Genomic DNA, 20,442 nt, shown 5'->3' with positions numbered 1-20,442 from the left:
ACTACGCCTTCAGCGCCGCGATCGCGGCGTCGACGTACTGCTCCATGGACTTCGGCCCGCCGAACATCCACAGCGAATCGGGCAGCCGCTGCACCTTGCCGCTGCGCACGAACGGCAGGTTCTTCCAGATCGCGTTGTCCCGCAGCTCCTCGCCGTAAGCGTCGGTCTCCGAACCGTTGGCCTCGTACCAGAACCGCACGTCGGGCAGCTGGGTGAGCCCTTCCACGTCGGCGGAGGCGAGCCCGTAGTCCGGGTCGCCCGCCATCGGCCACGGATTGCGCAGACCGATGCGGTCGAACACCTCGGAGACCAGCGAGCCCTTCGCGAACGGGCGGATGCTCACCTCACCGGAGGTCACGTAGGCGTCGGAGAACGCGACCGGGTCGTCCAGCGCACCGGCCCGCTCGACCGCGGTGCGGCCTTCGGCGATCTTCGCGTCGAACTCGGTGCGCAACCGGGCGGCGGCGTCCTCGGTGCCGGTCGCCTTCGCGATCAGGTCCAGGTTCTCGAACATGGTGCCGATCGGGTCCGGTGCACCGCCGCCCTTGATCACGACCACCGGCGCGATCTGCTCGACCTGCGCCAGCGCCCCTTCGCTGAGGCTGTCGGTGACGACCACCAGGTCCAGGTCCAGTGCGCCGAGCGCGTCGAGGCTCGGCTCCCCGCGGGTGCCGAGGTCCTTGGCGGTGCCGTCCAGCGGCGCCGCACCCACCCACTTGCCGTAACCGTCCACATCGGACACTCCGACGGGCATGACGCCGAGGGACACCAGGCTCTCGGTGCCGTTCCACTCGGTGGCCGCGACCCGCTTCGCGGGCCCGTCGAGGGTGACCTCCTCGCCGCGGGAGTCGACGACCGTCACCGGATCACCGCCGCTCGCCGACTTCTCCCGGCCACCTGCCTGCTCGGTGGTGCCGCAACCCGCCGCGAAGAACGCGGCGGCCGCGCACAGCCCGATGATCGCTCTGGTCCTGCGCATGATTCTCCTACCTGGAGGGTGACCGGCGGCGCCGGTCAGGCCGAGGGGGCGCGAACGCCGGAAGTGTTGAAGCGGCCGACGGCGCGCGTGCGGATGCACCCGTCCGCGGGATCGACCTCGACGTCCACCTGGATGCCGTAGGCGCGGGTGAGGTTCGCCGAGGTCAGCACCTCGTCCGGCGCGCCCTCCGCGGCGACCCGCCCGTCCTCCAGCAGCAGCACCCGGTCGGCGACCGCCGCCGCCTGGTCGAGGTCGTGCAGCACGACACCCACGCCGACGCCGTGCTCGTCGGCGAGTTCGCGGATCACGTCGAGGATCTCCACCTGGTAGCGCAGGTCGAGGAAGGTCGTCGGCTCGTCCAGCAGCACCAGTTCGGTGTCCTGGGCCAAGCAGCTCGCCAGCCACACCCGCTGCGCCTGCCCGCCGGAGAGCGCCTGCACCGGCCGGTCGGCGATGCCCGCGAGACCGGTCAGCGCCATCGCGCGCTCCACCGCGGCCGGCCCCTCCGGGTCGCGGCCGCCCCAGCGCGAGCGGTGCGGATGCCTGCCGAACTCCACCAGCTCCCGCACGCTCAACCCGCCCGGCGCGGTGCGCTGCTGCGAGAGCAGGGTGATCCGGCGGGCCAGGTCCTTGCCGGACAGCGCGCGCAGCTCGGCGCCGTCGGCGAACGACACGGCACCGGCGACCGGCGGGTGCAGCCGCGCGAGGGCGCGCAGCAGCGTCGACTTCCCGCTGCCGTTCGGCCCGATCAGCACGGTCACCTCCCCCGCGACCAGGGAGATCGACGCGCCGTGCACGACGACGTCGCGGCCGTAGGCGACGTCCACTTCGCGGGCGCGCACGCCGGCCGGTTGCTGCGATGAGTTCGGGGACACAGCCGAACATTAAAGACAGGCTTGCCTAACCCACAAGGCCCCGTGGTCACCAGCACAGTCACCCGAACGGCCGCGCCCGGCCGGCGGGATCACTCCGCCTTGCGCGCCGTCCGGTACAGCCACAGCACGAAGAACACGAACGCCGCCACCCCGAGCACGTCGGTGAGCACCGAGAACGACGCCTCCGACATCCCCAGCGCCGCCGGGCTGATCGCGAACACGTCGGCGCTCTGCGCGATGGCGAACGGGATGGCCAGCACGATCCCCACCAGCGCCTCACCGGTGATCAGCCCCGAGGCGAACAGCAGCCCCGGCCCGCCGCCGGACTCCGAACCGCGCTTGCGGCGGGACACCAGGTAGGCGATCACGCCACCCACGAAGATCGGCACCGACAGCTCCAGCGGCAGGTACAGGCCCACCGCGACCGCCAGCACCGGCGTCCGGAACGCCGCGCCACGCCGCTCCAGCAGCCGGTCCGCGACGATCAGCGCGACCGCCAGCACACCACCGCCGCAGATCATCCCCCACGGCAGGCCGCCGCCGAAGACGCCCTGCGCGATGGAACTCATCAACGCCGCTTGCGGGGCCTGCAACGACTCCGAGGGATCCATGCCCGGCCGCGGGAACGAGTTCCCCATCCCGTAGGCCGCGTACAGCACCGACAGGATCGGCGCGATGCACAGCGCCGAGACGACCACGCCCACCACCAGCATCACCTGCTGCTTGAACGGCGTCGCCCCGAGCAGGTGCCCCGTCTTGAGGTCGTGCAGGTTGTCCCCGGCGATCGCCGCCGCGCAGCTGACCACCCCGGAGATCAGCACCGCGGTCGACGCGGCGATCGTCGCCTTCGCCTCGTCCCCCGCGAAGTCGATCTGCACGCCGAGGATCACCAGCAGCAGCAACGAACTCGCCAGCAACGTCAGCACCGTCACCCCGGACACCGGGTTGTTCGACGAGCCCACCAGCCCGGTCATGTACCCGGACACCGAGGAGAACAAGAACCCGGCCACCAGCGCGAACAGCACCCCGAACGCGATCGTCGCGGCGAACAGGCCGCCGCCGACCTCCAGCCGCGAGCGGTCCACCACGAACAGGAACACCAGCAGCACCGGCACCGCCATCGCCAGCGTCCCGTACAGCAGCCAGTTCGCCGGGATGTCCCGCTCGGTGCGCGGCACGTCCGCCGCTCCCCCACCGCGCTGGGCGCGCACCGCGGCCACCGAGGACCGGATGCTGGCGATCATCGGCCGCACCACCGACAGCAGCGCCCACACCCCGCCGACGGCCATCGCGCCGACGCCGAGGTAGCGGATCTTCTCGTCCCACACCGCTTCCGCCGCGTCGTAGCCGGTCGCGTCCCCGACGATCGAGTGCAGCTGCGCCGGGTCCGCGAACACCATGTACAGCGGGATCCCCGCGAACCAGGCGAGTCCGCCGCCGAGGAACACCAGGAACGCGATGTTCAGCCCGACGATGTAGCCGACGCCCAGCAGCGCCACGCCCAGCTCGCTGCCGAGCCCGACCACGACCCCACCGGCCTTCACCGACCCGGTCACCGTGGACGACACCAGGCCCAGCCCGCTCTGCAGGAACTTCAGCAGCGCCCCGGCGAGCCCCGCGACGGTGATGTGCACCGCGCTGCGCCCGCCGCGCTCACCGGCCTTGAGCACTTCGGCCGTGGCGACGCCCTCCGGGAACCGCAGCGGTTTCTCCACGATGAGCGCGCGCCGCAGCGGCACGGTGAACAGCACGCCCAGCACCCCGCCGCACAGCGCGATCGTCGCGACCGGCAGGAATGGGAACCCGTCCCAATAGCCCAGCAGCACCAGCGCGGGCAGCGTGAAGATCACGCCCGCGGCGAGCGACTCACCGGCCGAGGCCGCGGTCTGGACGATGTTGTTCTCCACCACCGTCGATCCGCGCAGCAGCCGCAGCACCGCCATCGAGATCACGGCCGCCGGGATCGAGGCCGACACGGTCAGCCCGACCTTCAGCCCCAGGTAGGCGTTGGCCCCGGCGAGGATCGCCGCGAGGACGATGCCGAGGACGACGGCCTTGGCGGTGATCTCGCGCGGAGTCGAGCTCGCCGGTACGTGGGGTTCGTGCTCCGCGCTCGTCGGCTTCATGCTGCGGCCAATCCGTTCTCGAGGGTGCGACGAGGTCTGAACCTATCCCCGGGACCGGCCCGAACCGGCCCGATGTCCACCGATCCGTTATCCGGAACACCACCGATCTCGGACATGCGACCACGAATGCGGCATTTTCCCGGAACGCCGACGGGCCGCATTCGCCGCACCGGCCCGATCGGGGCGTCGCGCACCCAACCGACACCACCTGCGTTGCGATCCGGAACGTGGTTCCGTATCGTTGTTCCGGAACAAGGTTCCGATTGTGCGGCGGGAGTGCCGCACCCACCGAGAGGACCCCCGTGGAGTACCGCACGCTGGGCGGCACCGGCATCAAGGTCAGCCCCTACGCGCTGGGCGCGATGATGTTCGGAGCGCTCGGAAACCCCGATCACGACGACTGCACCCGCATCATCCACACGGCGCTGGACGCGGGCATCAACTTCATCGACACCGCCGACGTCTACGCCCGCGGCGAATCCGAGGAGATCGTCGGCAAGGCCCTCGCCCACCGCCGGGACGACGTCGTGCTGGCCACCAAGGCGCACGGGGCCATGAGCGACGACCCGAACGCGCGGGGCAATTCGCGCCGCTGGATCACCCGGGCCGTCGAAGGCTCGCTGCGCAGGCTGGGCACCGACCACATCGACCTCTACCAGATGCACCGGCCCGATCCGGCGACCGACGTCGAGGAGACCCTGTCCGCGCTCACCGACCTGGTGCGCGCGGGCAAGATCCGGGCGTTCGGCTCCTCCACCACGCCCGCGCACGAGATCGTGCAGGCCCAGTGGGTCGCCGAGCGGCGCGGGCTGCACCGGATGCGGACCGAGCAACCGCCGTACTCGCTGCTCAACCGCGGCATCGAACGCGACGTGCTCCCCGTGTGCGAGCAGTACGGCGTGGGCGCCCTGGTGTGGAGCCCGTTGGCGCAAGGCATGTTGACCGGGCGGTACCGGAAGGGCACGGCGCCCGATTCGCGCCGGGCGAACTTCGGCTTCGCGCACCTGTCCGACGAACACCGCCTCGACGTCGTGGAACAGCTGATCCCGCTCGCCGCCGACGCGGGCATGCCGCTGTCCCACCTGGCCGTCGCGTTCACCATCGCGCACCCCGGCGTCACCTCAGCGATCATCGGTCCGCGGACCACGGAGCACCTGCGCGATCTCCTCGACGGGCTGGACACCACCCTGTCCGACGACGTCCTGGACCGGATCGACGCGATCGTCCCGCCGGGCGCCGACGTCGGCGCCCTGGACATGGCCTACACCCCGCCGGCGATCACCGACCCCGCGCGACGCCGCCGGCCCGCCACCACCCGCAGCGCTGCCTGAACCCCTACCGCGGCCAGGAATCCGGTCCGCGTCGGGGACAGTGCCCCGGTGCGCCGATCAAGATCGAGAATGGGCATCGGAAACCTCCGAAGTCAGGGGTCCAGCAACGGCGTGCTCGACTTCGAAGAACCGACCAAGAGCATGAAAAGAGGGCCTTCGCAGTGTCTGATCTGCGAAGGCCCTCTAGACCGTCGGGACGGCGGGATTCGAACCCACGACCCCTTGACCCCCAGTCAAGTGCGCTACCAAGCTGCGCCACGTCCCGGCCACACCCGCTGTCTTGCGGTGTATGGAAAGCTTAGCGCACCGTACGCAGAGGATCTTCATCCCCCCTCCTTTACCGGATCTGCGCTGGTCAGGAGCTCTGCTCGGGTGCCGATGAGGCGGGTGGGGCGATCGCGGGGAAGCGCGGTGAGTGCTTCGCGGGAGGCAGCGGCGAGGGCTTCCGCGGAACGGGTGGGGCCGGCGAGGCGGTGCGCGTGGCTGCGGGTGCGGAAGCGGGAGTCGCGGACCTTGACGACGACGCGTCCGGCGAGCAGGTCGTGCTCGGCGAGGTCGGCGGCGACCAGAGCGGCGAGGCGGGTGAGTTCGGCGCGCAGCCGTTCCGGGTCGGTGACGTCCTCCTGGAAGGTGATCTCGCGACCGTAGGAGCGGGGACGGTACGGCGCCGGGTCGACCGGGGTGGGGTCGTAGCCGCGGGCGACGGCGACGAGCCAGGGTCCGTTGCGGGGGCCGAAGGTCTCGGCGAGCGCGGACGGGTCGGCGGCGGCGAGCTCGCCGACGGTGCGCAGGCCGTGGGTGCCGAGCTTCGCGGCGGTGCGGCGGCCGATGCCGCGCAGCGCGTCGACGGGCAGACCGTCCATGACGTGCGCCCAGTTGGACCGGTCGAGGCGGAACACGCCGGTTCCGGTCGCGGGTTTGGCGAAGCCGGAAGCGGTCTTGGCGCGGAGCTTGTTGTCGCCGATGCCCACCGAGCAGCTCAGACCGGTGCGCGCGTGCACGTGGGCGCGCAGTTCGGCGGCGGTGCGGGTCGCGTCGTCGGTGTCGAGCAGCAGGTACGCCTCGTCCCAGCCCGCTTCCTCCACGGTGTCGGAGCGTTCGCGCAGCGCCGCGTAGTAGGTCTCGGGCGCCGCGGGGCAGGCGTCGGCGGCCAGCGGCAGGAACACCGCGCCGGGGCAGCGCTTCGCGGCGGTGCGCAGCGGGGTGCCGGATCGGACGCCCGATTCCCGTGCTTCGTAGGAGGATCCGGCGACGACGCCGCGGCGGGTGGGGTCTCCGGTACCGCCGACGAGGACGGGCCGGCCGCGCAGTTCGGGGCGCCGCAGCAGTTCCACGGCGACGATGAACTGGTCGAGGTCCACGTGCAGCACCACCCGCTCCACGTCCCCAGCGTGCGCGCTCGGCGGTACGGTCGCCGGATGGCGAAGCGCAGCGCGGGCATCCTGCTGCACCGGATGCGGGCGGGTTCCCCGGAGGTGCTGCTGGTGCACCCGGGCGGCCCGTTCTGGCGGAACAAGGACTCAGGCGCCTGGTCGCTGCCCAAGGGCGAGTACGACTCCGGCGAGGAACCGCTGGCGGCCGCGCTGCGGGAGTTCGAGGAGGAGACCGGGTTCCGGCCGGACACCAGCGCGCTGGTGGAGCTCGGGGAGGTCCGGCAGAAGGGCGGCAAGGTCGTGACCGCGTGGGCCGCGGCCGGTGACTTCGACGTGGCGGAGCTGCGCAGCAACGAGGTCGAGCTGCCGTGGCCGCCGCGTTCCGGTCGGACCACGACCTTCCCGGAGGTCGACCGGGCGGAGTGGTTCGACCCGGACGCGGCGCAGCGGAAGTTGGTGGCGGCGCAGGCCGAGTTCGTGCCCCGGCTGCTGCGCGCGCTCGGCCTGGACTGATCGGGTCAGCGCGCCGAGAGGTACCCGGCGACGAGCTGCACGAGGTACAGCCCGGCCACGACGAGCGAGGCCTGCAGCAGCCGCGACGGTTCGGACGCGGCCGACTCCAGTCCCGTGAGCGTGCCGACGATCGCGCAGGGGGCCACGACGGCGGTGATCAGGTAGCGCAGGTGCGGGGCCGGGCGGGCCGGCTCGGCCGCGGGGACCGCCGTGGGGCGCTCCGCCGGGACGGTGTCGTCGAAGCGGGGGTGCGGCTGCGGGAGGTCGCGGAACGGCGCGAGCAGTTCGGCGCGGGTGCGGGCCTGTTCCAGCTGGATGGCGCAATCGGCGAACTCCTCGGACGTGAGGCATCCCGCCGCGACCTGCTCGTTGAGCAGCCGCATGCCCTCCGCCCGGTCGGCGTCCGACAGGCGGATGCCGCCGTCCTGGGCGGGAACGTCCACGTGGGTCACTGCGCTCACCTCGAATCCTCGTGCCGCCGGAGATCGGCCGGCCGGGTTCGAGGCTAGGGCGGTGGTGGTGGGTGCTGGATCGGACTTGGGGCCGGGACGCCTCGGCCGGAAAGCCGGATCGGTGCGGCGGAAATCGGCTGAACGACCGACGGCCCCTCCGGTGCGGAGGGGCCCCCACGACGAGCTCGGTCAGTCCAGCGCGGCGTCCCGCGTCTCCCGGCTCAGCAGCAGCGCGATGAACGTCAGCGCACCCATCGCCGCCAGGTACACCCCGACCCAGCCGACGCCGTAGGAGCCGGCCAGCCACGTCGCGATGTACGGCGCCACGGACGCGCCGAGCAGGCTCGCCAGGTTGTAGGACACCGACGCCCCCGTGTACCGCACCGCGGTCGGGAACAGCTCGGGCAGCACCGCGCCCATCGGGCCGAACGTCAGGCCCATCAACCCGAGCCCGACGACGAGGAAGCTCAGCACCGCGGGCAGCGAACCCGCGCCGAACCACGGGCCCATCAGCAGTCCGAACGCGATGATCGCGGCGGTGATGATCAGCAGCGTGGGGCGGCGGCCGAACTTGTCGGCCAGCAGACCGGCCACCGGCACCGTCAGTCCGAAGAACACGACGCCGATCAGCAGGAACACCAGGAACTCGGAACGGCTGTAGCCGAGCCCGGCCTCCGAAGTCCCGTAGGACAGGGTGAACACGGTCATCAGGTAGAACAGCACGTAGGTCGCCAGCATGATGAACGTGCCCAGCACCAGGCCCTTCAGCCCGGTGCGGAACACCTGCACGAACGGCACCTTGGCGCGCGCACCGGATTCGACGACCTTCGCGAACGCGGGCGTCTCGTGCAGGCTCAGCCGCACCCACAGCCCGACGACGACGAGGATCGCGGAGGCCAGGAACGGCACCCGCCAGCCCCAGGCGAGGAACGTGGCGTCGTCCATCGTCTCGGACAGCAGCAGGAACAGGCCGTTCGCGACGAAGAAGCCGATGGGGGCGCCCAGCTGTGGGAAGGTCCCGAAGAAGGCCCGCTTGCGCGCGGGAGCGTTCTCGGTGGCCAGCAGCGCCGCGCCACCCCACTCGCCGCCGAGGCCGAGGCCCTGGCCGAACCGGCACAGCGCCAGCAGCAGCGGGGCGGCGACGCCGATGGAGGCGTAGCCGGGCAGCAGCCCGATGACGACGGTCGAGACGCCCATCGTCAGCAGCGAGGCGACGAGCGTGGACTTGCGGCCGATGCGGTCGCCGAAGTGCCCGAACAGCGCGGAGCCGACCGGGCGGGCGATGAAGGCGATGGCGAAGGTGGCCAGCGACTGCAGCGTCGCCGCGGTGGGGTCGCCCGCGGGGAAGAACAGCTTGGGGAACACCAGCACGGCGGCGGTGGCGTAGACGTAGAAGTCGTAGAACTCGATCGAGGTCCCGACGAGGCTGGCCACCACGACTTGGCGAGTGGAATTGCGCGGCGCGGTGCCATCCGCGACGTCACCGGGAACGTGGCCGACCGCCATGGTCCGGAACCTCCCTGTTCACACGTTCAGACCAGAAGTGAGCACACGCAGGGTAACCCTCGCTGCCCAACTAGCGGGAAGCGAGTCCCATTCGGTGGACGTGGGATCGGCCACGGGACCGGTCCGGTGCGGAATCGAGCTCGTGCGCGGCGGTGTTGGGAGTGGTGTGACGACCCCGCTGCGCTTCTCCGTGCTGGACCGCTCGCTCGTGCTCCGCGGACGGAGCCCGGCGGAATCCCTGCGCCGCACCGTCCGGTTCGCGACCGAGGCCGAGCGGCTGGGCTACCACCGGTTCTGGGTGGCCGAGCACCACGGGGTGCCCGGCGTGGCCGGTTCCGCGCCCGCGGTGCTCGCCGCGGCAGTGGCCGCGGCGACCTCGCACATCCGGGTGGGCACCGGTGGGGTGATGTTGCCGAACCACCGGCCGCTGGTCGTCGCCGAGCAGTTCGGCGTGCTCGAGTCGCTGCACCCGGGGCGCATCGACCTCGGCGTGGGGCGCTCGGTCGGGTTCACCGCCGCGGTCCGCGAAGCCCTCGGCCACGGCCGCGAGTCCGCGGACCGGTTCGCCGAGCAGCTCGACGAACTGCTCGGCCACTTCACCGGCGGCCCGGAGGCGGCGGTGCGCGCGATGCCCGCGACCGGGCTGCGCCTGCCGGTGTTCGTGCTGGCCACCGGCGCGGGCGCCGAGCACGCGGCCGCCGCCGGGTTGCCGCTGGTGATCGCGGCGGTGCGCGGCGACGAGGCGCTGCGGCGCGCGGTCCGCGGCTACCGCGAGCGCTTCCGGCCGTCACCGTGGTCGCGGCGCCCGCACGTGGTGCTGTCCCGTTCCGTCGCGGTCGCCGCCACGACCGAGCGGGCGCGGCGGTTGCTGGTGCCGGAGGCGTGGGCGACGGCGAGCTCCCGCGTGCACGGCGTCTTCCCGCCGCTGGAGCCCGCGGAGGACGTGCTGGCCCGGGACTTGGACCGGCGGGAGGCCGAGCAGTTCGAACGGGCGATGCGCGGTCACGTGCACGGCACCGAGGCGGAGGTCGCCGACCAGTTGCAGTCCGCGCTGGACGACGTGGGGGCGGACGAGCTGCTGATCACGACCAGCGGCTACGACGAGGAGGCGCTGCTCGACTCGTACCGGCGGTTGTCCCGGCTGATGCCGTGACGGGACCGAGATCCCGGAGATCGTCCCGGCCGGAACCCGTGGCGCGGCGGAGGATTCGGGCTGGCGGCTCCCGTTCGAGTGATCACCTTGCCGCTAGCGGGTGATCATCGGTCCCGATGCCTTGTGCGCCAACGGAATCCTCCGGTCCACTGAGCACCTGCGGGCGGTTTCCGGGGCCGCCCGCGGGCCGCGGCGTGGGATCGCCGTTCCAGGGGAGCGCGGAATTCGCGATCAGCCGCGCGGGAACGGGGATCTCGGGGAGGCGCCGCGGTTCCCGCACTGGACCAGGGGGAACCATGGTGGAGATCTCGACGCGGCCGTCGGTGGCCGAATTCCGCGGCCCGACGTTCGGGCTGACGAAGTTCCTGGACCCGCTGCCGGTTCCCCCGGTGCTGCGGCCGACCGCGCACGGCTGCGACGCGGACCTGACGATCCGGGCGATCACCGCCCGCGCCCGGTTGCACGGCGAACTGCCGGAAACGGTGCTGTGGACCTACGACGGGCACTTCCCCGGCCCGACGATCGAGGTGCGGCGGGACCGGATGCTGCGCGTGGCGTGGACCAACGAGATCACCGGGACGATGCCGCTCACCGCCGTGCGGGTGCCGCAGCCACCAGCGGGCACCCCGCCGGAGGAACTGCCCGCGAACCGGCCCGGCTACCCGCGGAATCCGGACGGCAGTCCCGCGGACGGCGCCGCGTTCGTCGACGGCGTCGCCGAACTGCCCGCCTGGCTGGTGACGCACCTGCACGGCGCCGACGCGAACGCGGGCAGCGACGGGTGGGCGCACAACGCCGTGCTGCGCGGGCACTCCCAGCTCACCGAACACCCGAACCGGCAGGCCGCCGCGGCGCTCTGGTACCACGACCACGCGATGGCCGTCACGCGCTGGAACGTCACGCCGGACTGTTCGGCGCGTACCTCCTCCGCGACGACCGGGAGCGGGCGCTGGGGCTGCCGGACGGGGAGCGGGAGGTCCCGCTGCTGATCTGCGACCGGAACCTGGACACCGACGCCGCGGGCGAGCTCACCGGGCGGCTGTTGTTCAAGGTGCCTGCGATCGGTACCGCGATGATCCCGTTCACCGGCCCGTTCACCCTGGTGAACGGGATGATCTGGCCGCACCTGGAGGTCGACGCGGCCGCCTACCGGTTCCGCGTGGTCAACACCTCGAACGCCCGGTTCTACCGGCTGAACCTGATCGACGCCGACGGCGCGTCGGAGAACGCCGTGGTGCGCCAGATCGGCACCGACGGCGGGCTGCTGCCCCGGCCGGTCCCGCTGCCCGCGGACGGGCTCGTGCTGGCTCCCGCCGAACGCGCCGACCTCGTCGTGGACTTCGGGCGGGTGCGGGGGCGGTTGCGGCTGACCAACACCGCCGCCGACGCCCCGCTCGAACCGGGCGTCATGCAGTTCCGGGTGCGCGGCGGGCGGGCGCAGGACACCTCGCGGCTGCCCGACGTGTTCTCCGCGGGACCGGAGCGCATCGCACACCTGCCCGGGGAGCACGACCAGGTGTGGGTCGGGCTCGTGCCGCCCGGCACCGGCGGCGAGGCGCACCCGCAGCTGTGGGAACTGCGCGAGCTCGCCGCGCACGAGGTGCCACCGCTGCCCGCCGCGGGAGTGGTGCAGGTGACCGATCCGCGGACCGGGCGAACCCGCACCTTCCGGCAGGTCGCGTCGCTGTTCGACGACACGGTCAGCGTCTTCATCGCGCATGATGCCGTCGTCGAGTGGAACTTCATCAGCTTCGGCGGGCCGCCGCACCCGATGCACGTCCACCTGGTGCAGTTCCGGATCCAGGCGCGTCGCCGCTTCACCGCCGACTTCGACGTGGCGCTCGGCGGAACCCGGTCCCCGGCCGACGGGTTCACCGACGTTCCGCTGGAGGACTTCGAGCGCGGGCGCAAGGACACCACCGTCGTCGGCGGTGGGGAGTGGGTCAGCGTGCTGGCGCGGTTCGGTGCGTCCACCGGCCAGTTCATGTACCACTGCCACATCCTCGACCACGAGGACGAAGGCATGATGCGCCCGTTCGTCGTGCACCCGCCGGAGATCGCCCGCTTCCACCCGCACCCGGGCTCGCACCCGCACGAGCCCTACCGCGGAGCGTGAGCGCGGCGACTGGGACCGCGCACCGCGCTCCGGCAACCACCCGGAGACCACCCGCCACAACTACCTGCCGGCCGCCACCCAGCTCGCCCGCTACGTCGCCGAGCACTCCCCCGACGCCGACGACGCCGCCGAGAACACCACGGCCGACATCGAAGCCTTCCAAGCCGGGATCATCGAAACCCGCCCGGCCTCGACCGCGGTGAACAAGCAGAAATGCCTGCACCAGTTCTTCAAGTGGCTCATGCTCGACGAGGAAGAGATCGACCGCTCCCCCCCAGTAGCGTTGTGCGACCATCCTTTGATCCCACCTCGCCCCGGAGGCGTCCGAACTGCTGCCGAATACCGCGAAACGCACTCGCGCAGATGCGTCCGGCGCTACGGTGAACGCGGTCGTATGGCCACGCATTCGGCTTCCGCGCGGGTCCGGTGCCCGAGGGGGCGCCATGAGATCTTCCGCGTCAGACCCGTTCGATGAACCGACGAGCAGTACCGATCCGATCGTGATCGATCCGTTGGTACGCGATCTCGACGCCGAGACGCGTAGGTTGCGCGCGGCAGGCCCGCTCGTGCGAGTCGAGCTGCTCGGTGTGCCCGCGTGGTCGGTCGTCCGGCATGCCGAAGCCAAGCGGCTGCTCACCGACTCGCGGCTGGTCAAGGACATCGGGCGGTGGAGGCTGTGGCGCACCGGTGCGGTCACCCGCGCCTGGCCGCTGATCGGCATGATCGACGCCGGTCACTCGATGTTCACAGTGGACGGGGACGAACACCGGCGACTCCGCGCGAAAACCGCGCAGGCGGTCACACCGCGGCGTCTGGAGAACATCCGGCCGTTGATCACTAACGTCGTCGGCGAACTGCTCGACGAGCTCTCCGCCCGAGACTCGCACGAACCGGTCGACATCAAAGAGCTGTTCGCGCAGCCACTACCGATGGCGGTGATCAGCGCGCTGTCGGGGTACCCGCAGAGCTACGCCCCCGGCTGCACGCGCTCTACAAGGCGTTCTTCTCGATGCTGACGCCGCAGGAGGAACGGCTGGCGGTCATCGCCGAACTCGACGACATCTTCCTCGAGCTGGTCCGGGCGCGCGCCGCCGAGCCGTCCGGTGACCTCACCAGCGCGCTGATCGTGACGGAGGAGGGCGGCGAACCGCTCACCGAACAGGAAGTTCTCGGCAACCTCAAAGCGATGGTGGCCGCGGGGCACGAGACCACGATCAGCTTGATCCTCAACGCGGTGCGGGCACTGCTCGCCCACCCCGATCAGTTGCGCCTGGTGCTGGCGGGCGAAGTCGGCTGGGATGCGGCCATCGAGGAGACCCTGCGCTGGGACACGCCGATCTCGCACCTGCTGATGCGATTCGCCACCGCGGACATCGAAGTGGGCGGCGAGGTGATCCGCGAAGGCGATGGTGTCGTGATGTCCTACCGGGCGATCGGCCGGGACGACGGACATCACGGACCGGACGCGGACGAGTTCCGCATCGACCGCACCGGAACGGCCAGGCACATGACCTTCGGCCACGGGCCGCACATCTGCCCCGGAGGAGCAGGACTGTCCCGAATGGAGGCCGGTATCGCGCTTCCCGCGCTGTTCGCACGATTCCCCTTGATGCGCGCGGCTGTGCCCGCGGAGCAGGTGCGGAACCAGCCCGTGCTCACCCAGAACGACTTGCGGGAGTTCCCAGTCTTGCTGCACGGTGCTTGAACCGGGCGCGACGGTTCCTGCGCTGCAACGCTCATTTGACGCGCCACTTCCCGGTCGCGGTGACGCTCGTCCGCTGCGGCGAGTTCGTCCCCCACCACGATCTTCACGACCACCGACCGCAGGCGCCGATGGCCATCAGGTCGTTCGCGCAGCGTGCTGAACGCCGGTCCGCGTGCTGGAGTACTCGCCGGAAGAGTCCGCACGCAGCTTGCAGAGCAGAGCGCGGCGAGGGCCACCTCGCTGACGCGTGTCAGGCCGGTCACCGCGACACCTCAGCGAGGCAACGACGACTCGTGCGTGGTCAGTGCTGGGGCGTGGTGAGCAGGACGACCTTGCCGGTGCTGTGGCCCGACTCGACCGCGCGGTGCGCGTCGGCTGCTTCGGCGAGGGCGAAGGCTGCTGAAACGGTCGGCACCAACTCGCCCTTCGCGGCCAGGTCGACGACGCTCTCGAGCCACCCCCGCTGGGTGCGGACGTGGGTCGCGGCGAACCGGACGCCGGCCTGCCCGGCCTCCGCCTCGAGGTCGCCGGCCCCGCCGCCGAGGGCGACGAGCGTCCCACCGGGGCGCACCGCCCGCAGCGCCGTCGCGCGGGAGCCGGCGGCGAGGCTGAGCGCGACGTCGGCGGTGCCCACCAGGACTGCCATGGCCTCGGGGTCGCGGTAGTCGACCGTCTCGTCCGCGCCGAGGCTCTTCAGCCAGTCGTGCTTGCCCTCGCTGGCGACGGCGACGACGTGCCCGCCGAGTCGGTGGGCGATCTGGACGGCGAGGTGGCCGACGCCTCCTCCGGCACCGGTGATGTGCACGCGCTGGCCCGGCCCGACCGAGGTCGTGTCGGCGAAGGCCTGCCAGGCGGTCATCGCCGCCATCGGCAGCGCCCCGGCCTGCTCGTCGGCGAGGTTCTCCGGCGCCGGCACGAGGTCGTCGGCGGGGACGACCGCGTGCTCGGCGTACGCGCCGCCTTCGCGCGGGAACCGCGCCAGCCCGAGGACGCGCTGGCCGAGCTCGAGGCCCGTCACGTCGGCGCCGACCGCCGCGACGGTGCCAGCGACGTCCCAGCCGGGCGTGAACGGCAGCTCGATGATCCCGGCCGCGGCCATGCCGCCGCCCTCACGGGTCATGACATCGATGGGGTTGACCCCGGCCGCGGCGACGGCGACGAGCACGTCGCCCGGTCCCAGGTCGGCCGCGGTCGGCGCCGGCACGTCGACGAGCTCGAGGGACTCTGGTCCGCCGAAGGCGCGTTGGACGATCTTCGTGCTCATGGTGCTCCTCCTCGTCAGCGGGCGCGGACGTCAACCGGCCGCGGTCGATGCCCCGACTGGACTGTCCGGCTCGGGGTCGGTCTCCGCGAGTCGGCGGCGTCCCACGGCCCACACGGTGAGTCCGGCCACCATGATGACCAGGGAAGCGGTCATGACCGCGGCCCAGCCGCCCGCGGTCCACAGCGGACCGGCGACCGCCGATCCGAGCGCTCCGCCGAGGAAGTTGCTGACGACGAAGGCCGTATTGAGCCTGCTGCGCGCTGATCCGGGCAGCGCGAACAGCCGGGTCTGCCCGAGGACGACGATGGACTGGGCGGCGATGTCGAGCGCGATGACGACCACGATCAGGGCCACGATGGAACCGCTGCCCGCCCAGGCGGCTGTCAGGGACAGGCCCAGCAGAGTCAGGGCGATTCCGGTGGCCGGTACGGACCAGCCGCGGTCGTGCAGGGCGCCGGCGCGACGTGCGGCGAGGGCTCCGGCCAAGCCGGCCAGGCCGAGCAGGCCGATCCGGCTGACGGAGAACGAGAACGGCGGTGCGGTCAGCAGGTAGGTCAGAGACGTCCAGAACATGGAGAACACGGCGAAGCTCGCGGCGCAGATCGCCAGGGTCGGACCGACCGCGCGATGCTGGGACATCGCGGTGAACACCGAGCCCAGAAGACGCGGATAAGGAACGGGTTCGCGGGGTTCGAGGGACGGGATGACGGTGCGGAGCACGGCGGCGAGAACGAGGGTCACCGCAGCGGCCATCCCGTAGATCGCCCGCCAGCCGAACAGGTCAGCGACGAAGCCGCTGATCGTGCGGGAGAGCAGGATGCCGATCAAGGAGCCGGAAGCGACCGCACCGACCACCCGGCCGCGTCGCTCGGGCTCGGCCAGCTCACTGGCCAGCGGGGTCAGCAGCTGCGCGCCGACGGTGGTCAGTCCGACCCCGCCGAGGGCCGTGAGAAGCGCCCCGAACGAGGGCGCCAGCGCAGCGCTGAGGAGTGTCGCGGCGGACACGGCGAGGATGAGCGGTATGAGGCGGCGCCGGTTGAGGACGTCGCCGAGCGGCACGATGAGGAAGATGCCGAGCGCGTATCCGACCTGGGTGACGGTGACCAGCGTGGCGGCGCTCGATGACGAGACGCCGAGGGACGAGGCGATGACCTCGATCAGGGGCTGGGCCCAGTAGAGGTTGCCGACGGCCATGCCGGCGACGATCGCGAAGATGAGCGTGCGGGCCGGGGTCATCCGGCGGTGGGGCGTGGAGGGCGTGGTCGACCCTGTCACGAGAGGTCCTTTCTGGGCAGGTGGTGCTGTGGCACCACTGGTGAGGGCAGGCGGGCGTGCCGTTCCGGTGCGGCGGCAGGGCCGCGTCACGGCTCGCGGCAGGCGAGCGCCGTCCAAGGAGTCCGCACGTGGGTGACGAGCCCGGTGCGCAGCCGGTGGCGAGGGGCGGAAGGAGGCCGGTCAGCTCTGCTGACGCGTAGTGCCTTCGCGCGAGGAGTCGGGCGAGCCGTGTGCGGTCATGTCGAGCAGGAGCACGGCGTCGTGGTCGGGGGTGCCGGGCTAGGCGGTGTAGACGGCCATGCGGTGTCCGGGACTGCCCTCGAGGGCCATGCCTTGGAAGGAGAGGGTGACGGTGCCGACCTGGGGATGCCGGAAGGTCTTGGACGGGTTCTTGCGGCCAGTGACTTCGTAGCGCTCCCACAGCCTGGCGAAGTCCTCGCTCTTGAGCAGGAGCTCGCCCACGAGCTGGGCCAGGTCCGGGGCGTCGGGGTCGGTGCCGGCAAGGGCCCGCAGGCGGGCGACGCACCCGCGGATCTGGTCGTCCCAGTCGGGGAAGATCTCCCGTCCGGACGGATGCAGGAACAGGTAGCGGGCCAGGTTGCGCTGCTTGGCGGGCCACTCGGCCAGACCCGGGTAGAGGGCGAGCCCACCAGGGTTGTGAGCCAGGACGTCCATGCTGCGGCTGAGGACGTAGGCCGGGTTCGGACGCAGCGCCTCCAGCATCAGTTTCACGTGCGGACGCACGCTACGACTGGGAGCGGGCGCCGGCTCGGGCACGTAGCGGGCGGCACGTACCGCCAGGGCACGCAGGCGCTGATGCTCGGCCTCGTCCAAGTGCAGGGCCCGAGCCAGGGAATCGATGACAGCGGGGCTGGGACGCGTCTCCTTGCCGCGCTCCAGACGTGTGTAGTAGTCGATGCTCACCCCGGCCAGGGTGGCCAGCTCCTCGCGGCGCAGCCCGGGAGTGCGGCGCACGCCGGGGCCAGGGGACAGACCCGCGCTCTGCGGGCTGGTCTGGGTGCGGCGGGCGCGCAGGAAGCGCCCCAGCTCGTCACCGCTGCTGTGCTGCTCGGATGCCATGCGTCCAGTGTTGCGCCGCCGTCACCGTGACACACCCGTTGAAGGGGGCCCTGTCGTACCCCCCGCTAACCGCTCCCCGGCAGATCCCGGCCTGCCTATCGCGCGCGCCGGACGGAAGCCTGAACGAGCACCCCAGAACACATCCGGCCCTGCCGGGCCACCTGAGAACGTAAGGATGGAGTACGCCATGACCCGCGACATCGCTTCGCTCGTCGCCGCCGCGGACCGCCACGACGCCGACGCCTTCGTCGCGCACCTCACGCCCGACGTGAAATCCGTCTTCGCGAACACCGAGCCCGTCATCGGACGGGAGAACGTGAAGAAGGCGACGATGGCTTTCTGGGACACGATCGAGGGCGTCAGCCACCACATCCTCGCGATGCACGAGAGCGGCGACACCGTCACCGTGCAGTTCGACATCGAGTACCACCGCAAGGACGGCAAGGCGGTCACCCTGCCCGTCTGCAACGTCCTGGTCTTCGACGGCGACCTGGTGAGCGTCTCCCAGGTCTACGCCGACCTCGCCCCGCTCTACAACTGAGCGCACGCAGCCCCTGAACTGCGCCAACGGCTGCGCGAAGGCACCGTGATGTAGGACGGCGTCCGGGCTCGCCAACACCGCCGGGCCGGTCGCGCCGAACCGACCGAACCCTATTCGTCAGGAGAAGCACGACATCATGAAGCACATCAAGCTGGGAGACCTCGACGTCGCACGGATCGGTCTGGGTGCGATGGGCATGTCCCACGGCCTGACCGGCGCCGGGACCGATGATGCGGAGTCCATCCGCACCGTGCACCGGGCCATCGACCTCGGCGTCACCCTCATCGACACCGCCGAGATCTACGGTCCCTACATCAACGAGGACCTCCTCGGCCAGGCCCTCAAAGGCCACCGGGAGCAGGTCGTCCTGGCCACCAAGTTCGGTCTCGTCTCTCACTCCGGAGCCGGTGCGTGGACGGTGGACTCCAGCCCGGCCAACATCCGGACCGCCGTCGAAGGGTCGCTGAAGCGGTTGGGCACCGACCACATCGACCTGTACTACCAGCACCGCGTCGACCCGAACACCCCGATCGAGGAAACCGTCGGCACCCTGGCGGAACTCGTCGCCGAGGGCAAGATCCGCCACATCGGCCTGTCCGAGGCCGGCCCGGACACCATCCGACGCGCCCACGCCGTCCACCCCGTCACCGCCGTGCAATCCGAGTACTCGCTGTGGACCCGCGGCATCGAGGACCGCGTCCTGCCGGTCCTGCGGGAGCTGGGCATCGGCCTGGTGCCGTTCTCCCGGCTGGGACACGGCTTCCTCACCGGAACCGTCCGCAACGAGAACGACTTCGACGAAGGCGACTTCCGCCGCGGCAACCCCCGCTTCACCGGTGAGAACTTCCGGCGCAACCTGGCCCTCGCCGATGAAGTCCAGACCATCGCCTCAGAGGCAGGAACCACGCCCGCGCAGGTCGCGATCGCCTGGCTGCTCGCCCAGGGCGACGACATCGCCCCCATCCCCGGCACCAAGCGCGTGGCCCGCGTCGAGGAGAACACCGCCGCCGACAGCCTCCAGCTGCCCGCCGATGTCCTGGCCACGCTCTCCAGCCTCCCGCCGGCCGCCGGCGACACCCACACCGAAGCCGGCCTGCGCATGATGGAACGCTGATCAGCCGGCCCGCGCCGCTGTGTGAGAGTGGACCGTACTGCGAGAAGCACCCCGCAGCGCCTAGTCGCGAGAGTGCCAGGCCGGGCAGGAAGGACCGCTTCTGGACGCGGGACGGGGACGCCAGCCCACGCGAGTGTCGTCGTCCTCGTCCGGTTCGGACGCGTCCGGGCACGCAGCGGGCGCAGGCCGCCGTCGGCCGAGGTGGAAGCGCAGAAGCCGTAGCGGCCGAGCACGTTGCGGTTCGCGTGGCACAGCGGGAAGAGGCGGGCGAGGCCCTCACGCGCTCGCGCCCCCGAGCGGGCAATGCACGCGCCCCTCGGCGGCGGCGTCCAGGTAGCGGGTAATCCACAGCACGGCGGCGTTGAGGACCATGCCGGGCGCGCCGTCGCGGGAAGCATCCCCACGTGCGCGGGGCCGACACGCACATCGGAGAGCGTCACCCGCAGCAGCAGGGAGCATCCCCGGAGGGCTCGCTGAGCGGACCATCGACGTGACCGTTCAGCCGGCGAAGGACGGCGTGATCATTCCTGGTGACATGGTCGACCACGAGTTCATCCCTTGGGCTGTCGACAAGGACGCAGCTGCACACAGGATCCGGGAAGGAGCGCATCACGTGCTCCAGGAAACGGGCCGGTTCTTTCCGGGAGACGTCCGCTGGTTCAGAACGCACAACTACGAAGGGTAGGAACGAGAAGAAAACGTTGATCAGCGACGAGCTGATCGCCGACGTCGTCACGGACGGCGATCTCGACTACATCGACATCACCGCCATCGGTCAGCTCCTGGTCCTCGCTACCGTCGCCGCTCCAGAAGGGCTGCGCGCGCAGCGGAGATCGCCGTCGACCTGGCCCGCCAGGGACTTCTCGCGTTCGGCACCCCAGACCCGGAATTCCGCCCGTGGAACCTCTCCACCGAAATCGCGGCCGCCCGCCTCCATCCCGAAGCCACCGCCGAGCTTCGGCGCTCGACACTAGCTGGGTCGCGCTCAGATGCAGGTGCTTCCCAGTGGCTCAACTGTCGCCTTGTTGGAGCCGCGAAA

The 20,442-nt window shown here is 71.4% G+C and carries 19 protein-coding genes and 1 tRNA gene; 10 read left to right on the top strand and 10 right to left on the bottom strand.

What is annotated here, in order from left to right; translation table 11 throughout:
• Position 1: 1 nt before the first annotated feature.
• The 3 genes from LCD33_RS00775 to LCD33_RS00765 form a co-directional block, all read right to left on the bottom strand.
• Entirely contained in the window at positions 2 to 979 is a 978-nt protein-coding gene (locus LCD33_RS00775; protein ID WP_224959867.1) for an iron-siderophore ABC transporter substrate-binding protein, read from the bottom strand.
• A 35-nt stretch (positions 980 to 1,014) separates the two neighbouring features.
• The gene (locus LCD33_RS00770; protein ID WP_308011202.1) at positions 1,015 to 1,854 is read right to left on the bottom strand and encodes an ABC transporter ATP-binding protein; all 840 of its coding nucleotides are present in this window, start codon (positions 1,852 to 1,854) and stop codon (positions 1,015 to 1,017) included.
• 89 nt (positions 1,855 to 1,943) lie between these two features.
• Positions 1,944 to 3,980, bottom strand: coding sequence for an OPT family oligopeptide transporter (locus LCD33_RS00765; protein WP_224959868.1), 2,037 nt, complete (start codon positions 3,978 to 3,980; stop codon positions 1,944 to 1,946).
• A gap of 302 nt (positions 3,981 to 4,282) precedes the next feature.
• Here LCD33_RS00765 and LCD33_RS00760 point away from each other — a divergent pair, with 302 nt between their 5' ends.
• Positions 4,283 to 5,311 (top strand): aldo/keto reductase, encoded by a 1,029-nt coding sequence (locus tag LCD33_RS00760; protein ID WP_224959869.1) that lies wholly within the window; start codon positions 4,283 to 4,285, stop codon positions 5,309 to 5,311.
• Between the two features lie 191 nt (positions 5,312 to 5,502).
• Here LCD33_RS00760 and LCD33_RS00755 read toward each other — a convergent pair.
• Both LCD33_RS00755 and LCD33_RS00750 read right to left on the bottom strand, forming a co-directional pair.
• Positions 5,503 to 5,576 (bottom strand) — tRNA-Pro (locus LCD33_RS00755).
• 58 nt (positions 5,577 to 5,634) lie between these two features.
• Positions 5,635 to 6,693 (bottom strand): DNA polymerase IV, encoded by a 1,059-nt coding sequence (locus tag LCD33_RS00750; protein ID WP_224977401.1) that lies wholly within the window; start codon positions 6,691 to 6,693, stop codon positions 5,635 to 5,637.
• Between the two features lie 36 nt (positions 6,694 to 6,729).
• Between LCD33_RS00750 and LCD33_RS00745 the strand changes: the two genes are divergently transcribed.
• Positions 6,730 to 7,197 (top strand): NUDIX domain-containing protein, encoded by a 468-nt coding sequence (locus LCD33_RS00745; protein ID WP_224959871.1) that lies wholly within the window; start codon positions 6,730 to 6,732, stop codon positions 7,195 to 7,197.
• 5 nt (positions 7,198 to 7,202) lie between these two features.
• Here LCD33_RS00745 and LCD33_RS00740 read toward each other — a convergent pair whose 3' ends face one another.
• A complete protein-coding gene (locus LCD33_RS00740; protein ID WP_224959872.1) occupies positions 7,203 to 7,658 on the bottom strand; it encodes a DUF1707 domain-containing protein in 456 nt (151 codons plus the stop codon).
• 180 nt (positions 7,659 to 7,838) lie between these two features.
• On the bottom strand, positions 7,839 to 9,155 hold the full coding sequence (locus LCD33_RS00735; RefSeq protein WP_224959874.1) for an MFS transporter: 1,317 nt from the start codon (positions 9,153 to 9,155) through the stop codon (positions 7,839 to 7,841).
• Positions 9,156 to 9,321: 166 nt separating this feature from the next.
• Here LCD33_RS00735 and LCD33_RS00730 point away from each other — a divergent pair, with 166 nt between their 5' ends.
• The 5 genes from LCD33_RS00730 (at position 9,322) to LCD33_RS00705 (ending at position 14,129) form a co-directional block, all read left to right on the top strand.
• A complete protein-coding gene (locus LCD33_RS00730; protein ID WP_224959876.1) occupies positions 9,322 to 10,308 on the top strand; it encodes an MsnO8 family LLM class oxidoreductase in 987 nt (328 codons plus the stop codon).
• A 296-nt stretch (positions 10,309 to 10,604) separates the two neighbouring features.
• Positions 10,605 to 11,297, top strand: coding sequence for a multicopper oxidase domain-containing protein (locus LCD33_RS00725; RefSeq protein ID WP_224959878.1), 693 nt, complete (start codon positions 10,605 to 10,607; stop codon positions 11,295 to 11,297).
• A 62-nt stretch (positions 11,298 to 11,359) separates the two neighbouring features.
• A complete protein-coding gene (locus LCD33_RS00720; protein ID WP_224959898.1) occupies positions 11,360 to 12,424 on the top strand; it encodes a multicopper oxidase family protein in 1,065 nt (354 codons plus the stop codon).
• A gap of 500 nt (positions 12,425 to 12,924) precedes the next feature.
• A complete protein-coding gene (locus tag LCD33_RS00710; protein ID WP_224959880.1) occupies positions 12,925 to 13,440 on the top strand; it encodes a cytochrome P450 in 516 nt (171 codons plus the stop codon).
• A complete protein-coding gene (locus LCD33_RS00705; RefSeq protein ID WP_224959882.1) occupies positions 13,434 to 14,129 on the top strand; it encodes a cytochrome P450 in 696 nt (231 codons plus the stop codon). The genes LCD33_RS00710 and LCD33_RS00705 overlap by 7 nt, the downstream gene beginning before the upstream one ends.
• Before the next feature lie 301 nt (positions 14,130 to 14,430).
• Here LCD33_RS00705 and LCD33_RS00700 read toward each other — a convergent pair whose 3' ends face one another.
• From LCD33_RS00700 to LCD33_RS00690, 3 genes are all read right to left on the bottom strand, one after another.
• Positions 14,431 to 15,393: an NADP-dependent oxidoreductase gene (locus tag LCD33_RS00700; protein WP_224959884.1), complete on the bottom strand. Its 963-nt coding sequence runs from the start codon at positions 15,391 to 15,393 to the stop codon at positions 14,431 to 14,433.
• A gap of 30 nt (positions 15,394 to 15,423) precedes the next feature.
• Positions 15,424 to 16,629, bottom strand: a complete 1,206-nt coding sequence (locus LCD33_RS00695) for an MFS transporter (protein ID WP_224959886.1) — start codon at positions 16,627 to 16,629, stop codon at positions 15,424 to 15,426.
• Positions 16,630 to 16,947: 318 nt separating this feature from the next.
• Positions 16,948 to 17,748 carry a helix-turn-helix transcriptional regulator gene (locus LCD33_RS00690; protein WP_224967370.1) on the bottom strand — a complete coding sequence of 267 codons (801 nt, stop codon included), beginning with the start codon at positions 17,746 to 17,748 and terminating at the stop codon, positions 16,948 to 16,950.
• A 187-nt stretch (positions 17,749 to 17,935) separates the two neighbouring features.
• On the opposite strand from LCD33_RS00690, the gene LCD33_RS00685 reads away from it, so the two are divergent.
• The 3 genes from LCD33_RS00685 (at position 17,936) to LCD33_RS00675 (ending at position 20,377) form a co-directional block, all read left to right on the top strand.
• A complete protein-coding gene (locus LCD33_RS00685) occupies positions 17,936 to 18,289 on the top strand; it encodes a nuclear transport factor 2 family protein (protein WP_224959888.1) in 354 nt (117 codons plus the stop codon).
• Between the two features lie 136 nt (positions 18,290 to 18,425).
• Positions 18,426 to 19,403 carry an aldo/keto reductase gene (locus tag LCD33_RS00680; protein WP_224977400.1) on the top strand — a complete coding sequence of 326 codons (978 nt, stop codon included), beginning with the start codon at positions 18,426 to 18,428 and terminating at the stop codon, positions 19,401 to 19,403.
• Positions 19,404 to 20,104: 701 nt separating this feature from the next.
• Complete coding sequence (locus LCD33_RS00675; protein WP_224977399.1) at positions 20,105 to 20,377, top strand: hypothetical protein; 273 nt, start codon at positions 20,105 to 20,107, stop codon at positions 20,375 to 20,377.
• Positions 20,378 to 20,442 lie beyond the last annotated feature (65 nt).

The sequence above is a fragment of the Saccharopolyspora sp. 7B genome, assembly GCF_020177435.1.
GTDB classification, from domain to species: Bacteria; Actinomycetota; Actinomycetes; order Mycobacteriales; family Pseudonocardiaceae; genus Saccharopolyspora_C; species Saccharopolyspora_C gregorii.
This window is presented reverse-complemented; position numbering and strand designations above follow the sequence as displayed.